16 protein-coding genes are annotated in these 14,409 nt (G+C 68.8%); 8 read left to right on the top strand and 8 right to left on the bottom strand.

Features of this window, described 5'->3' with window-relative positions; all coding sequences use genetic code 11:
* Positions 1-6: 6 nt before the first annotated feature.
* The 3 genes from EP757_RS41655 to EP757_RS43135 form a co-directional block, all read right to left on the bottom strand.
* Complete coding sequence (locus tag EP757_RS41655) at positions 7-966, bottom strand: NAD-dependent epimerase/dehydratase family protein (protein ID WP_127553832.1); 960 nt, start codon at positions 964-966, stop codon at positions 7-9.
* 10 nt (positions 967-976) lie between these two features.
* Positions 977-1,483: a GNAT family N-acetyltransferase gene (locus tag EP757_RS43140; RefSeq protein ID WP_160166025.1), complete on the bottom strand. Its 507-nt coding sequence runs from the start codon at positions 1,481-1,483 to the stop codon at positions 977-979.
* A 77-nt stretch (positions 1,484-1,560) separates the two neighbouring features.
* On the bottom strand, positions 1,561-1,794 hold the full coding sequence (locus EP757_RS43135; RefSeq protein WP_160166024.1) for a hypothetical protein: 234 nt from the start codon (positions 1,792-1,794) through the stop codon (positions 1,561-1,563).
* Positions 1,795-2,055: 261 nt separating this feature from the next.
* On the opposite strand from EP757_RS43135, the gene EP757_RS41645 reads away from it, so the two are divergent.
* From EP757_RS41645 to EP757_RS41630, 4 genes are read left to right on the top strand one after another with little or no spacing between them, the layout of a single operon-like run.
* Positions 2,056-3,123, top strand: a complete 1,068-nt coding sequence (locus EP757_RS41645; RefSeq protein WP_232050272.1) for a helix-turn-helix transcriptional regulator — start codon at positions 2,056-2,058, stop codon at positions 3,121-3,123.
* A 3-nt stretch (positions 3,124-3,126) separates the two neighbouring features.
* Positions 3,127-4,260, top strand: coding sequence for a hypothetical protein (locus EP757_RS41640; protein WP_127553830.1), 1,134 nt, complete (start codon positions 3,127-3,129; stop codon positions 4,258-4,260).
* A 38-nt stretch (positions 4,261-4,298) separates the two neighbouring features.
* Positions 4,299-4,988 (top strand): ABC transporter substrate-binding protein, encoded by a 690-nt coding sequence (locus tag EP757_RS41635; RefSeq protein WP_127553829.1) that lies wholly within the window; start codon positions 4,299-4,301, stop codon positions 4,986-4,988.
* Entirely contained in the window at positions 4,985-5,944 is a 960-nt protein-coding gene (locus tag EP757_RS41630) for a cation transporter (RefSeq protein WP_127553828.1), read from the top strand. The genes EP757_RS41635 and EP757_RS41630 overlap by 4 nt, the downstream gene beginning before the upstream one ends.
* Here EP757_RS41630 and EP757_RS41625 read toward each other — a convergent pair.
* Genes EP757_RS41625 through EP757_RS41610 form a run of 4 tightly spaced genes read right to left on the bottom strand, consistent with a single transcriptional unit; the run spans position 5,934 to position 11,062 of the window.
* Complete coding sequence (locus tag EP757_RS41625; protein ID WP_127553827.1) at positions 5,934-7,073, bottom strand: lycopene cyclase family protein; 1,140 nt, start codon at positions 7,071-7,073, stop codon at positions 5,934-5,936. The genes EP757_RS41630 and EP757_RS41625 overlap by 11 nt on opposite strands.
* A gap of 5 nt (positions 7,074-7,078) precedes the next feature.
* Positions 7,079-7,807, bottom strand: coding sequence for a pyruvate formate-lyase-activating protein (pflA, locus tag EP757_RS41620; RefSeq protein ID WP_127553826.1), 729 nt, complete (start codon positions 7,805-7,807; stop codon positions 7,079-7,081).
* A complete protein-coding gene (gene pflB / locus EP757_RS41615) occupies positions 7,807-10,032 on the bottom strand; it encodes a formate C-acetyltransferase (protein WP_127553825.1) in 2,226 nt (741 codons plus the stop codon). Before pflB ends, pflA begins: the two co-directional genes overlap by 1 nt.
* 19 nt (positions 10,033-10,051) lie before the next feature.
* Positions 10,052-11,062: a zinc-dependent alcohol dehydrogenase gene (locus EP757_RS41610; RefSeq protein WP_127553824.1), complete on the bottom strand. Its 1,011-nt coding sequence runs from the start codon at positions 11,060-11,062 to the stop codon at positions 10,052-10,054.
* Positions 11,063-11,190: 128 nt separating this feature from the next.
* On the opposite strand from EP757_RS41610, the gene EP757_RS41605 reads away from it, so the two are divergent.
* The 4 genes from EP757_RS41605 to EP757_RS41590 are packed head-to-tail and all read left to right on the top strand — an operon-like array spanning position 11,191 to position 13,868.
* Entirely contained in the window at positions 11,191-11,565 is a 375-nt protein-coding gene (locus EP757_RS41605; protein ID WP_127553823.1) for a YbaB/EbfC family nucleoid-associated protein, read from the top strand.
* Positions 11,558-11,860, top strand: coding sequence for a hypothetical protein (locus EP757_RS41600; protein ID WP_127553822.1), 303 nt, complete (start codon positions 11,558-11,560; stop codon positions 11,858-11,860). Before EP757_RS41605 ends, EP757_RS41600 begins: the two co-directional genes overlap by 8 nt.
* Positions 11,857-13,062, top strand: coding sequence for a hypothetical protein (locus EP757_RS43625; RefSeq protein ID WP_197725486.1), 1,206 nt, complete (start codon positions 11,857-11,859; stop codon positions 13,060-13,062). The genes EP757_RS41600 and EP757_RS43625 overlap by 4 nt, the downstream gene beginning before the upstream one ends.
* Complete coding sequence (locus EP757_RS41590) at positions 13,059-13,868, top strand: hypothetical protein (protein WP_127553821.1); 810 nt, start codon at positions 13,059-13,061, stop codon at positions 13,866-13,868. The genes EP757_RS43625 and EP757_RS41590 overlap by 4 nt, the downstream gene beginning before the upstream one ends.
* On the opposite strand, the gene EP757_RS41585 is transcribed toward EP757_RS41590, so the two are convergent.
* Positions 13,780-14,406, bottom strand: coding sequence for a TetR/AcrR family transcriptional regulator (locus tag EP757_RS41585; protein WP_127553820.1), 627 nt, complete (start codon positions 14,404-14,406; stop codon positions 13,780-13,782). The two genes, EP757_RS41590 and EP757_RS41585, sit on opposite strands and share 89 nt — an antisense overlap.
* Positions 14,407-14,409: the final 3 nt, after the last annotated feature.

Below are 14,409 nucleotides of genomic sequence, written 5' to 3'. Positions count from 1 at the left end.
TCCGTCTCAGCGGGGTACCCGCTGTGCGTGCTCGCATGCCCAGGACTGCCAGGCCGATTCGACGGCGTCGTCGAGCGGATGCCGCGACGCGAAACCGAGCGCTGCCGCGCGGGTCACGTCGGCGACCACGGAGACGGCGTCGCCGGGGCGCCGGTCGCCGACCGTGTAGGGGACCTCGGTACCGGCGATCTTGCTGGTGAGGTGGACGAGTTCCAGTACCGACGTACCTCTGCCGCTGGCGACATTGACCGCGAGGTGGGCCGCCTCCGGCAGGGAGGAGAGGAGTTCGACGCCTCGCGCGTAGGCCCGGGCGACGTCGAGGACGTGCACGTAGTCGCGGACCGCGCTGCCGTCGGTGGTCGGATAGTCGTGACCTTGGACGACGAGCGTCCGGGAAGGCGTGGTCAGGGCGCGGAAGACAGCCGGCAGCAGCGCGGCCGGTCCGGTGTCGGCGGCGAACGGGTGCGACCCCGCGCCGATCACGTTGAACTGGCGCAGCGCGATGGACCGCAGGGACGTGCCCTCGATGATCCGTTCGCCTTCGAGCTTGGTGAGGCCGTAGGGATTCACCGGCTCCAGCGGCTGATCCTCGGCAGCCGGCGTGGAACCGGACTCGCCGTAGACGGCGGCGGAGGACGCGAACAGCAGCCGGTCCACACCGGCGTGGGTCATCGCCTCGACCAGGTTGCGGACGCCGTCGACGTTGTCGGACCGGAAGCCGGAGCGGTCGGGCGCGGACTTGCGGGCGGCGAGGTGGACGACCCCGGTGGCGGAGTAGCGCGCGAACAGCCGGGCCAGGTCGCCGGGGGAGGCCACCGAACCCTCCACGACCGGGACCGAGGAGGGCAGCCGTTCCGCCAGGCCGGTGGAGAGGTCGTCGAAGACCACGACCTCCTGCGCCGCGCTCAGCAGGTGGACGACGTGCGCGCCGATGAAACCGGCTCCACCGGTCACGATCCAGGTCAACGTCGTCCCTTTACGCGGAGGGCGGGTCCAGGTGCTTCACGAGGACAAGACAGGGCTCATGGATACGCACCGTGCTGCCGTCGTCGAGCACATGTTCACGGAACGTGGCGAGATGCTCGTCGCGCCACGCCGAGAACTGTAGCCCTCGGTAGAGCTGGATCGCCGGATCGTTATCGGGATGCACCCCCAGGGCTACACGGCGGTGCCCGAGCGCTGACAACCGGTGTTCGGCCTCGCTGAGTAACTGCCGTCCGATTCCGGAGCGTCGATGGTTGTCCATGACCCTGAGGTGCTGGAGGAGAGGGACACCCGGCAGGCCGTCGCGGAGTTCGGGCTCCTCGGGCGGCTCCAGCCGCAGGAAGATGTGACCGACGAGGAATTCACCGAGGAAGGCGAAGAGGAGCACTCCGCGGTTCCGGCCCAGGTGTTCCAGGAAGTAGTGGCGTTCGTCGGTGTGCTCGACGAGTGTGCGGACCTCCTCTTCCGATGCGGCCCGTATCGACACGTCGTCCCCCACCGCGGCCTCCCCGCTCGCCGTACCTGGAGGTGATGGTGCCGTCACGTAGCCGTTGCTGTCGACATGCCAACAGGCGGTCAGCGGTTGAGCAGGCCGATCAGGACGGCGGTGACCAGGATGCCCACCGCGATCGTGTCGGCGATCACCTGCCGCACGATGAAGAGCCTGAGGACCGTGAAGGTGGCGCGGATGACGAGGTAGGTGATGAGCAGGACGGCGGCCAAGGCCGTCGCCGCCACGATGGCGGCCGTCAGATCCTCCGCGTACGTCGCGGAGATGGCATCGGTTGACGTCGGGACGAGGGTCTGCACGATGGATCCCCCTACACGTCGATCTCGGATTCGCGTCCGATCCACCTGTAGTGCCGGTAGTAAAACTGTAAGTGGCTGTAGTTCCTGTGGCAACGGCAGGAACGAAGTAGAACGTGAGTGTCCACCGTGCAGCGGTTCACTCACGCCTGCGTAACGATCACGCCGCGCCCCTGGTGCGATGCGCCCTGCCTGCTAAGGTGCAAACCGCTGCCTGGCTGGAGCCGGTTGTAGTACAGTAAATTTTTCTGGAGGTGCATGAAGGTGCAACCTTCCCTCGAGTTGGCCGCGCGCCTCCGTCAGCTCCGCAAGTCGCAGTGGCCGGATGTCAGCATCACGCAGACCGAGCTGGCCAAGGCGCTGAGCCACCGCAAGCCGGCCAGCCTCCAGCTCATCTCCTCCTGGGAACGCGCGGCCACGCCGCCGCCCGAGGATCGGCTCGACGCGATCTCGACCTTCTTCAGCACCCGCCGCTCGATCCAGCACCGGCCCTACCAGCTGATCAGCGAGCAGGAGCTCACCGCCGACGAGGCCGCCACCCGGGACCGGTTGAAACAGGAGCTCCTCGCGCTGCGGGAGGCCGCCCTCGCCGAGTCCGACGCGGTGGCCCTGACGGCCCCGCCGGCCCGGCCGTCGATCGTCGGCCGCGGTCCGTGGCACTACAAGGAGGGGCCGATCGTGATCGTCTGTGCCGAGCCCGGCACCGGCGCTCCGCAGCCCATCGACCCGGACCGGTCGAAACTCTCCCGCTTCGCCGACCTCGACTCGCTCTTCGAGCTGCACGGGCACATCCGCGCGGTCAACCCGGACCTGGAGGTTCGCTTCCTCAGCGCGCGGGAGATGCAGGAGGACGACTGGACGGCGCACCTCGTGCTGCTCGGCGGCATCGACTGGAACGACGCGACCCAGGACGCGATGCGGCTGACCCCGGTGCCCGTGACGCAGCTCTCCGACGACGACGACCCGAGCCGCGGATGCTTCCAGGTCGTTGTGGAGGGCAGGGACCGCCTGTCGTTCGTCCCCGAGTTCGAAAACCGCGGAGGTGCCCGGGTCTTGGTTCAGGACGTGGGGCATTTCTTCCGGGCGCCCAACCCGTTGAACCGGGAAAGAACCATAACCGTATGCAACGGAATGTACGGTAGTGGTGTTTACGGAGCGGTGCGCACCCTGACACACGACGTGTTCCGCGAGAAGAACGCGGAATACCTCGCGTCGCATTTCGACGGCCGGACATTCAGCCTGCTCTTCCGGGTTCAAGTGCTGACGGGCATCGTCACCACTCCGGACTGGACCGCGCCGGACACCGTTCTGCATTCCTGGCCGGAGGTATAGGACGTGCCGAGCCAGGCGTCGATCGCCGACGCCCGAGAAATCCACCACGGATCGCACGCCGATCTGCTGGCGGAGGATCCCCGTTCGGCGAGACGCAGCAAGCTGGACGCCATCATCGTGCCCACCGCCTGGCCGGCCGACGCGTTACGGCACGTCATGCAGGTGGGCAAGGCGATCGATGTGCCGGTCGTCGCGCTGTGCAGCCGCGCCGCCTCCGCCGAACAGGCCCGCCGATTGGCCGATCACGAGGGCGCCGCCGTTCTCGCGGTTGACGTCGATCAATCCCTTTCCCGCCGGCTCCCGTCGTTCGCCACCGATCGCCTATTGCAGAAGAGCGGTTTCGGTACGACGAGCGATCTCAGTCTGAAACGTAACCTCGGATTGGTGCTCGCCCGCGGTTCGAGCTGGCAGCGGGTCCTCTTCCTGGACGACGACATCCACATCGACGACCCCGATGACCTGCACGCCGTCGCCGGGCTGGTCGACGACTACCGGGCCGTCGGCCTGCGTAATCTCGGCTATGAGGACAACTCGGTGGTCTGCCACGCGTACCGGCAGGTGGGTGGCTTCCAGAGCACCTTCATCGGCGGTGGCGCCATGATCGTCGACGCGGCGCGTACCCGGTCCTTCTATCCGAACATCTACAACGAGGACTGGTTCTTCCTGCTCGGTGACGGCGTCCCGTTCCGGGCGGCCCGTGCCGGAGTGATGCGGCAACGGCCCTATGACCCGTTCGCCAATCCGGCGCGCGCGATCGGCGAGGAATTGGGCGACACCCTCGCCGAGGGCCTGTTCTGGCTGCTCGATTCCGGCCGGGACATCGACGTCGCGGGCGGTGCCTTCTGGGGTGACGCCCTGTTCCGCCGGCGCCGATTCATCGACCTGCTGATCGGCCTGCTGGAAAGCACTCCCGAGCACGACAGGATGCGCCGTTCCCTGGAGGCGGCCCGCGGCCGCAGCGCCGGCATCACCCATTGGCTGTGTCAGAACTTCGTCGAGCAGTGGCGTTCCGATCTGACCCGCTGGCAGGAATTCCTGGAGTGGAAGGTGCCGATCACCCCGGGTCCGGAGAAATTCCTCAACGAGGTCGGAATGGCGCACCAGGTCCTGCCCTCCGAGGCGTTCCGCCGCCGCTGAGGGGTGAATAACCCGCCCGGATCGGGAAAGAGGATCCTGTGCGGCGATTCTTCACAGCGTTGCTCGGTACGGCCCTGCTGCTCGCCGGCTGCGGGTTCCCCCAGGACGTCGGCACCACACTCGACGACGTCCGCGGCGGTGTGCTGAAGGTGGGCATCACCGACAACCCGCCGTGGACGACCGTTCCTGATCAGGGCGCCGAGGCCGAGTTGGCGAAGCGGCTGGCGGCGCGGCTCGGCAGTGCCGTCGAGTGGTACCCGGGCAGCGAGTCGGAGCTGATGCCGGCCCTGCACGCCCGCGTGCTCGACCTGGTGATCGGCGGTCTTTCCGACGACGCCCCCTGGACCGAGCAGGCGTCACTGACCAGGCCCTACGTCACCATGCGCACGGTGATCGCGGCGAGCGGGCCGGTCCCGGGCGACCTGCACGGGGTCCGGGTGGCGGTGCGAGCCGGGACCGCGGACGTGGCGGCGGTCGCGGCGAAGGGCGCCGAGGCGGTGCCGCACCGCGAGATAACCGGCCGGGAGGGCATCCCGGTGGTGATCGGCGAGTGGCGCGTCGACGACCTCGGCCTGACCGAATCCGAGCACGACGTCGACGAGGCCGGCCACGTCTGGGCGGTGCCCGCCGGCGAGAACGCGTGGCAGGCGGAGGTCGAGCGGTTCCTCCTCGGGCTCTCCCACGATCAGGTGGCCGGCCTGCTGTCGGAGGCGGAAGAGCTGCCATGAGGCCCTACGACAGCTTCGAACTGCCGCCGGACAAGGCCGCGATGCACCGCAAGGCGGTCCGGCTGGAGTGGTGGACCATCGTCTACTTCCTGATCACGATCGTGGCCATGGCGATCGTTCTCGGCCAGTCGCAGGCGATGAAGGCGGCCTGGATCGAGGACATGCTCGGCGTCGTGCCACCCGCCGCCTTCCTGCTCGCGGCCCGCTACCGCAACCGCCGGCCGAACGCCCGCTTCCCGTACGGCTACCACCGCTCGGTCAGCGTCGCGTTCCTCACCGGCGCCGTCGCGCTGCTCGGCCTCGGCGGCTACGTCGTCTACGACTCGCTGACCCGGCTGATCCTGCGGGAACGGCCGCCGATCGGGCTCATCGAGGTCGCCGGCGAGACGTTCTGGCTCGGCTGGCTGATGATCGCGGTGCTGTTCGTGAGCATGATCCCGGCGATCATCCTCGGTCGTGCCAAGCAGCGGATCGCCAAGGAACTGCACGACAAGGTGCTCTACGCCGACGCCGAGATGAACCGGGCCGACTGGCTCACCGCGAGCGCCGCGATCGCCGGCGTGCTCGGGATCGGCGCCGGACTGTGGTGGGCGGACGCGGCCGCCGCGCTGATCATCGGCGCCGACATCGTCCGGGACGGCGTGAAGACGACGACCGCGGCGGTCGCCGACCTGATGGACGACCGGCCGCGCGTCGTCGACGGCAGCAGGCATCATCCGCTGCCGGACGAGTTGCTCGCCGCGGTCCGCGACCACGACTGGATCACCGACGCCTGGCTGCGGCTGCGCGAAGAGGGGCACGTCTTCGTGGGTGAGTTGCTGATCGTTCCCGCGCCCGAAACCGATCACCTGGTGGAGCGGCTCGCGAAGCTCGAGGAATACTGCCGTTCCTTCGACTGGCGGATGCACGACCTGGTGATCTCGCCGGTGTTGAGCCTCGACACGCCTAAACAGTGACCCGTGCCGCGGCACGCATCATGGGCAGCAGAGGAGTCGACGCCATCAGGGAGAACTCCTCAGCGGGGGTCGTCCGGCCGTCCAGGAAACGCAGCACGCGCTCGGCCGGATTGCGCTGGAACAGCCGCTCGAAGAACTCCGGCGCCGCCACGAGACCGCTGTCCCACGCATGCAGCGCCACCGCGTCCATCCACAGATGCCGTCGTGGGTAGGCAGCCGACGGCACCGGGTCGCGGCCGGTTCTGATCAGCTCGGCGATCTCCCGGGCCTGCCGCCGCATCGCCGAGAACGTGTACCCGGTCGACGGCCTCGTCGCTCCACCGGCCGTTCCGATCCGCACCACGCGTGCCGACGGCCGCCGCTCGAAGACGCCGTCCGTCATCGGAATCGCGCCGTCCTCCACCTCCTCGATCGCAAGATCATTCAAATTCCAGAGACGCATGTACGCCGTGAGCGCCGTGTCATAAGCGTCATCGGAGAGCCGGGCCGGCGAGAACTCGGTGTACTCGATCAACGCGGTGTGCGCGCTGGTCGGCAGCACATAGCCGAACGAGACGCCGCGCGCCGGTTGCGGGGTCCGGAAATCCATCAGCACCGCCGACGCCGGGTCGAAGAGCGCCGCCTCGGACCGTACCCACCAGCCCCGGAAGTGCTGGAGCCAGAACGTGTGACCGGGCTTGACCGGCCGCGCGGGACGCGAATCGAGCACCCAGCGGGCGGCGGCTACCGCCGTCCCGCTCTCGTCGCGGATCTCCACCGACGATCCGTCGTCGACGAGCGCCGCGGCCGACGCCCGGATGGTCACTGATCCGAGTCGGTCAGCGGCCTGGAGCGCCTGCGCGAAGATCGGCTCCGAGCGGACCATCGCGTACCGGCCGGGACTCAGGTCGAGCCGCCGCACCCCCGAGGGCCCGTGGAGATCGACCGCCGGCCACTGCGCGTCCAGCACCGGATCGAGATCGTCGACGGCCCCGGTCCAGAACGCCCAGGTGCGGCGCTTGCCGTGATCGAGCAGGCCGGCCGGGTCGACGGTGGCGACGCGCAGATCGGGGACGGCGGCCTTCGCCAGCTCGATCAGCGTCAGGGCCGCGGCGCCACCGAAGCCGACGAGCGCGAGATCAACCTCCACCGGCCTCAGAGTACGCAGAGCCCGTGATCGCGGAACTGCCGACGTACGCGGTCCATGAGCTCTTGATCTGGTGACGGCGTGCCGGCGAGGGGGAAATCGAGGCCGAGCGCGTCGTATTTGACGGCGCCGAGGCGGTGGAACCCGAGCACCTCGACCCGCTGCACGGTCGGCACCGAAGCGGCGATCCCGGCGACCGCCTCGACGTTCTCGACGGCGTCCGTCAGGCCCGGGACCAGCACGAACCGTACCCAGATCGGTGTGCCACGCTCGGCGAGCCGGTGCGCGAAGGCGATCGTGGGAGCGAGCCTGCCGGTGCGGGTGACGGTGCGGTAGGTCGACGGATCGCCGGACTTGATGTCGAGCAGGACGAGATCGGTGACGTCGAGCAGGTCGTCGCCGGCGCGATCACCGAGATACCCGCTGGTGTCGACGGCGGTGTGCAGGCCGATCTCCTTGCAGCGGCGCAGCACGTCCCGCACGAACGCCGGCTGCTGCAAGGGCTCGCCGCCGCTGATCGTGACACCGCCGCCGGCGACCTTGATGAACCGCTCGTAGCGGCGGATCTCCGTCATCAGCTCGTCCGGGGTGGTCGGCGTGCCCGAGCGGCGATACCAGGTGTCGGGGCTGTGGCAGTACCGGCAGCGCAGCGGGCAGCCGGCCAGGAACGCCACGAACCGGGTGCCCGGCCCGTCCACCCCCGTCGACACGTCGAAGGAGTGGAGGGAGCCGTTCATCAGAGACCGCCGTGGAAGGTGCGCGAGATGACGTCGTGCTGCTGGGCCGGGGTGAGCCGGATGAAGTTCACCGCGTATCCGGAGACCCGGATGGTGAGCTGTGGATACTTCTCCGGGTGGACCATGGCGTCCTCCAGGGTCGCCCGGTCGAGCACGTTGACGTTGAGGTGGAAGCCACCGGCGTCGGTGTACCCGTCGAGCACCCCCACGAGGTTGCCGATCCGCTCGTCCCGGGAGTGCCCGAGCCCGTCCGGCGTCACCGTCGTGGTCAGCGAGATGCCGTCGCGCGCCGAGCGGTAGGGCAGCTTCGCCACCGACAGCGCCGCCGCCACCAGCCCGTGCTTGTCCCGGCCGTTCATCGGGTTGGCGCCCGGAGCGAACGGCTCACCGAGCCGCCTGCCGTCCGGCGTGTTCCCGGTGTGCTTGCCGTAGACCACGTTCGACGTGATGGTCAGCACCGAGAGGGTCGGTTCGGCATCCCGGTACGCCGGCTGCCGCCGGATCTTGGCCATGAAACGCTCCACGAGATCCACCGCGATGGCGTCCGCCCGGTCGTCGTTGTTGCCGAACGCCGGGTAATCCCCGTCGATCGCGTAGTCGACGGCGAGCCCGCTCTCGTCCCGCAGCACCTTGACCTGCGCGTGCTTGATGGCGGACAGACTGTCGACGGCGACCGACAACCCAGCGATACCTGTTGCCAGGAACCTGTTGACTGGATAGTCATGTAACGCCATCTCAAGGCGTTCATACGCGTATTTGTCATGCATGTAGTGGATGACATTCAATGCGTCAACATAAACCTCGGCGAGCCAGTCAAGGGTCTTGTCAAGAGCCGTCAACACGTCGTCGTAGTCGAGTACGTCGTCAACAATGGGCGTCAACCCGTGCGCCACAAGATCACCGCTGATCTCGTCGCGACCTCCATTGATGGCGTAGAGCAGCGCCTTCGCGAGGTTGGCCCGGGCGCCGAAGAACTGCATGTCCTTTCCGACCCGCATCGCCGAGACGCAGCACGCGATCGCCGTGTCGTCGCTGTACGCCGGCCGGATCAGGTCGTCGTTCTCGTACTGTATGGCGCTCGTGTCCAGGCTGACCTGCGCGCAGAACCGCTTGAACCCCTCCGGCAGCGACGGCGACCAGAGCACCGTCAGGTTCGGCTCCGGCGCGGGACCCAGGTTGTAGAGCGTCTGCAGGTAGCGGAAGCTGGTCCGGGTCACCAGCGGGCGGCCGTCGTCGCCGACGCCGCCGAGCGACTCGGTCACCCAGGTCGGGTCGCCGGAGAACAGCTCGTCGTACTCCGGGGTGCGCAGGAACCTGATGATCCGCAGCTTGATCACGAAGTCGTCGACCAGCTCCTGCGCCTGCTCCTCGGTCAGCGTCCCCTCGGTGATGTCGCGCTGCAGGTAGACGTCGACGAAGCTCGCCGTGCGCCCGAGCGACATGGCCGCGCCGTTCTGCTCCTTCGTGGCGGCCAGGTAGGCGAAGTACAGCCACTGGATCGCCTCGCGGCCGTTCGTCGCCGGTTCGGAGATGTCGTAGCCGTACTTGTCCGCCATGAACCGGAGTTCCTGGAGGGCGCGGATCTGCTCGGCGAGCTCCTCGCGGTCCCGGACGACGTCCTCGGTCGACTTCTTCCCGTCGAGATCCGCCTTCCGGGCTCGGCGATCCTGGATCAGCCGGTCCACGCCGTAGAGAGCCACCCGGCGGTAGTCGCCGATGATCCGGCCGCGGCCGTACGAGTCCGGCAGCCCGGTGATGACATGCGAACGGCGGGCGGCGAGCACCGCCTGCGGATAGGCGTCGAACACGCCGTCGTTGTGCGTCTTGCGGTAGCGGGTGAACACCTCCGCGACGGCCGGGTCGAGACTGAATCCGTAGGCGGCGAGTCCGGTCTTGACCATTCGCAGCCCACCGGCCGGCATGATCGCGCGGCGTAGCGGAGCACTGGTCTGCAGCCCGACGATCAGCTCGTGGTCGCGGTCCAGGTAGCCCGGCTCGTGCGCGGTGATGCTCGACGGGGTGTGCGCGTCGACGTCGTAGATCCCGCGGCGGCGCTCCTCGACGAACATCCGCTGCAGCGTCCGCCAGATACGCCCGGTGCGATCCGTCGGTCCGGCCAGGAACGACGCGTCACCCTCGTAGGGTCGCACGTTGTCGTGGATGAACGAGGAGACGTCGATGGCGGTCTGCCACTCGCTACCCTCGAAGCCGCGCCACGCCTTCATGATCAGCTTCCTTCCGGAGTCAGGGGATCAGGACGAGGCGGGCGGGCACCCGGCTCGCGAGCACGTCGTCGATCGCGCCGTTGATCTCGTCGAGCTTGCGGGTCTCGAAGAGGACCCGGGTCCGTCCCGCCGCGTGCAGCCGGAACACCTCGGCCAGGTCCTTGCGGGTGCCGACGATCGAGCCGATCACCGTGATGCCCTTCAGGACCGTCTCGAAGATCGGCAGCGCCATCGCGTTGTCCTTCGGCAGTGAGACCAGCACCAGCCGGCCGCCGCGGCGCAGCGACGCGTGCGCCTGTTCGAGCACCCGCGGGCTCGCCGCCAGCACCACCGCCACGTCCGCGCCACCGAGCTCCTGGATCGCGGCGACCGGATCGGTTCCGGCCGCGTTCACCGTGTGCGCCGCACCCAGGTCCCGGGCCAGCGCCAGCTTCTCCTCGGTCACGTCGACGGCGATCGTCTCGCCGCCGAAGATCTGCGCGTACTGCTGCGCCAGGTGCCCGAGCCCGCCGATCCCGAAGATCGCGACCCGGTCACCCGGCCGGACACCGCCGACCTTGACCGCTTTGTACGTGGTGACGCCGGCGCAGGTGAGCGGCGCCGCCTCAGCCGGGTCGACGCCGTCCGGCACCTTCACGACGTAGCGGGCGTCGGCCACCAGGAACTCGGCGTGCCCGCCGTCGATCGCATAACCGGTGTTCAGCTGCTCCTCGCAGAGCGTCTCCCAGCCGCCGACGCAGAACTCGCAGATGCCGCAGGCGTAGCCGAGCCAGGGGACAGCGACGCGATCCCCTCGCTGCAGGCCGCTCGTTCCGTCACCGGTTCCCTCCACGACGCCGACGGCCTCGTGACCGGGGATGAACGGCGGGTTCGGCTTCACCGGCCAGTCACCCCGGGCTGCGTGGATGTCGGTGTGGCAGAGGCCGCTGGCTTCCACCCGTACCAGGATCTGATTGTCGCCCGGAGTGGGCGCAGGCACCTCCCGGACCATCAACGGCTGATCGAAACCGGTCACCACCGCTGCGCGCATGTCGTCACTTCCCTCGTTCGTGTCCCCCTCAGCGTCGTCCGGTGGCCGGCCATGACGGCAGGGCCGTAAGTCCCCTCTGAACCGGGCGCTCCGGCCGCGGGTACACCACCTCGTCTGGAGGTGGTCCGGTGAAGGACATCGATGCGGCCGACGAGTGGCTGCAAGACTGGACCGCGCGGATCGACGCGCAGGCCGCCCGCGCCGCCCAGCTCGCTCAGCGTGTGGCCGGGCTCTCCGCGCATGCGCGCGGTGACTACGCGGCGGTCACGGTGGGTGCGAACGGCCAGGTCGTGGATCTTCGGCTGGACGATCGGATGTACGAGCTGAGCCCCCGTGATCTGAGCGCCGAGATCCTGGCCGTGATGCGGTCGGCGCAGGCCTCGCTCGTCGATCTCGTGGCTGCCGAGGTGCACGACACGGTCGGATCGGACTCGTCGACGGGGCAGGCCGTTCTCGACGGGTTCAGCAGGCGCTTCCCGACCCCGGGACCCTCCCATGGCTGATTTCGTTCAGCTTCCGGTCGAGTCGGTCACCCAGCACGCGTCCGCCGTCGAGGGGGTGACGGACGCCGTGCGCTCGGCCCGGGCCGCGGTCTCCTCGGTGACGATGGACCCTGGCGCGTACGGGCTGCTCTGCGGTTTCCTGCCGGGCGTCCTGTCCGGTGTGTTCGAGGTGGCGGTGGTCGCCATGAACGGCAGCGCGGACGCGCTCGAGGAGACGGCCCTGAACCTGCGGGCTGCCGTCCGTACGATCGAAAGCACCGACTCCGCCGCGGCCGCCACCCTGCTGTCCCGATGACCGCCCCGGTCGTCTCGGCCATCGAGAGCGGCAGCTGGATCGACGCGTCCCTGGGCGGTGTGGGGACCTCCCTGGACGCATTGTCGGTGGTGCTGGATCCGCTCGGCAGTCTGATGAGCTGGGGTGTCGGCTGGCTGCTGGAACACGTGTCGCCGCTGCGGGAGGCTCTGGACGCGCTCGCCGGTGATGCGGGGGCGGTGTCGGGGCAGACCGCGCAGTGGCGTCAGGTGGCATCGTCGATGTCGGCTGCCCACGCGTCGTATGCGGCGGGGATCTCATCCGGCACCGCGGCCTGGTCCGGTGACGCGGGCGACGCCTATCGCGCTCATGCCTCCGCCCAGCTGTCCGCCATGGAGGAGATCGGGGTCGCGGCGGGCGGGATCGCCGCGGCCGTCGAGGGTACGGGGTTGCTGGTCGCCCTGGTCCGCGAGACAGTGCGCGACCTGATAGCCGAGTTCGTGGCGACCCTGGCCGTCCGGCTGCCGCAGTGGCTGGCCATGGAGGGGCTGACCCTGGGTGTCGCGACACCGCTCGTGGTCAGTCAGGTGGGTGGACTGGTGGCGCGCTGGGCCAATCGGATCCAGCATTTCATCCGGGGCCTGCTGTCCAGCCTGCGACGACTCGTGCCGCTGACGGATTGGTTGCGCAAGGCGTTGGAATCCTTGCACCGAGTCCTGCGCAAGATGACAGGCAGGAATCCCGTCGAGCCGGGTCATGGCGGTGGCGGCGGTGGCGGCTCCATTCCGCCGCTGCCCGGCCCACCGTGGCGCGCCCGCGACGACATCGCCGGAGCCGCGCGAGGCAAGGAGTTGAAACCGCCGCATCCCCGGCACAGCTTCGCCGGCATCAAGCACGGAAGGGTCAGCAAGAAGAACACCTTCATCCTGCGCGGCAACGAGGAAGCCGTCAGCGAGGACATCAGGCAGATCGCCGCCGGCAATGCAGAATGGCTCAAGGACGCGAATCGCTACGAGGTCAACGGCCGGGCCTATGGGATCGAGGAGAACGGGACGGTCTTCCCCGACTCGGGTCCGGGTCTGGTGCCGCTCGACAACAACGAGTACCTGGCTCTCAAGGAGATCGCCCGTGCGGACGGCGACGTCGAGAAGGTGAGAGTCTTCCAGCACGACCCCCGTTTCCTCAGCAACCCCGAGGCCATAGCCAGAGCAAAGTCGATCTATGACGGGACCTATTCCGGATGACCTATTCGATGGTGCTGCTCGGTGGTCTGAACCTCCCTCGCCTGCGGGCCGCGCTCGCCGCGCTCGCCGGAGTTCCGGAGGACGAGGTGGACATCAGCGACAGAGACGCGGCGGATCGCAACTGGGAAGCAGCAGTGCTCTGCACCTATGAGCCGGTCGGCGGCGATGTCTCGTGGTCGCTGGACATCTACCTGCGCGACGCGGATCCCGGCGAGAAGGAGCTGGGTGAGCAGCTCGCCGCATCGCTCGGAGAGCCGGTTCTCTACTCGGCACAGGACTTCCCGCCGAGTGCTCATTGGCTGGTCGAGCCGGACGGCTCACGCATGCGAGCGCGGGTCTACGACGGCGAGGACGAGGAGACGCTGTCGCTCCGGATCGACGCGGTGGAACGGCCGGTCGGTTTCCTTCCGGACGTCCGGGTCGAGGCGCAGCCCGAAGTGATCCGGGAACATCGGATGGCGACCCCGATCACGGATGGACTCCGAGGTCTGCTCGGCGATGCGGCGAAAGCCGTTCTGGACGGGCTCGGGGCCTGGGAGGCTTTGACCGTACGAATGACGTCGGGGTGGCCGCCGGACGGTTGGTATCCCCTCGAGTACTGGAACGAGGATCTCGGTTACCGGGACGAGCTCGAGGCCGATATCCGGCGCCTCCCCGAGAGCCTCGCCGCTGCGGTGAGCACCGCGGTGGGCTTGGTCGACGAGACGTTCCGGGCTGCTACTCGGGAGATCGGCGGAGTGGGGCCGGGGAAGGGCTGGTGGTGGCGTCGGGTGCCGGAGCCGGTTCCGTGGCGCGGAGTCCTCTGACCAGGAGGGCGGCCAGGCGGCGGGCGTCGTAGTCCGGGTCGGATTCGGTTCCGGCGCAGAGGTTGCCGACAGCGCGCATCAGTTCGTACGCGGAAATGTCTGTGTGGATGTCGCCCGATGACGTGGCCGCCTCCAGCAGGCGCTCGCAGACCGGGAGCAGGCGTTCCAGGAAGTAGGCGTGCAGCGTCTCGAAGCCTGCGTCGTCCGAGCGGAACGCGTCGGCCAGGCCGTGCTTCGTCACCAGGAAGTCGACGAACAGGTCCACCCAGGCCGTCAGGGCCGCGTGCGCCGAAGGGGCCTCCGCCAGCAGCGCCGGACCGGCGTCGGCGCAGGCCTCGATCTGATGCCGGTAGACGGCGACGATGAGGTCGGCGCGGGTCGGGAAGTGGCGGTAGATCGTGCCGACGCCGACGCCGGCCTTCGCGGCGATGTCGCGCACCGGGACGTTGACGCCCGCCGCGACGAAGGCCTCGGCGGCGGCATCCAGCAGGGTCTGCTCGTTGCGGCGTGCGTCGGCCCGCTTCCTCGTCCCGGCCATCGG

Origin of the sequence: Actinoplanes sp. OR16, from assembly GCF_004001265.1 — a bacterium.
Taxonomy (GTDB): domain Bacteria; phylum Actinomycetota; class Actinomycetes; order Mycobacteriales; family Micromonosporaceae; genus Actinoplanes.
This window is presented reverse-complemented; position numbering and strand designations above follow the sequence as displayed.

Bases quoted from the DNA above. Each gene is read 5' to 3' on its own strand.
- EP757_RS41630 (WP_127553828.1), top strand. From the start codon at position 4,985: ATGAGGCCCTACGACAGCTTCGAACTGCCGCCGGACAAGGCCGCGATG.
- pflA (WP_127553826.1), bottom strand. From the start codon at position 7,807: ATGAACGGCTCCCTCCACTCCTTCGACGTGTCGACGGGGGTGGACGGG.
- pflB (WP_127553825.1), bottom strand. From the start codon at position 10,032: ATGAAGGCGTGGCGCGGCTTCGAGGGTAGCGAGTGGCAGACCGCCATC.
- EP757_RS41610 (WP_127553824.1), bottom strand. From the start codon at position 11,062: ATGCGCGCAGCGGTGGTGACCGGTTTCGATCAGCCGTTGATGGTCCGG.
- EP757_RS41600 (WP_127553822.1), top strand. From the start codon at position 11,558: ATGGCTGATTTCGTTCAGCTTCCGGTCGAGTCGGTCACCCAGCACGCG.
- EP757_RS43625 (WP_197725486.1), top strand. From the start codon at position 11,857: ATGACCGCCCCGGTCGTCTCGGCCATCGAGAGCGGCAGCTGGATCGAC.
- EP757_RS41590 (WP_127553821.1), top strand. From the start codon at position 13,059: ATGACCTATTCGATGGTGCTGCTCGGTGGTCTGAACCTCCCTCGCCTG.
- EP757_RS41585 (WP_127553820.1), bottom strand. From the start codon at position 14,406: ATGGCCGGGACGAGGAAGCGGGCCGACGCACGCCGCAACGAGCAGACC.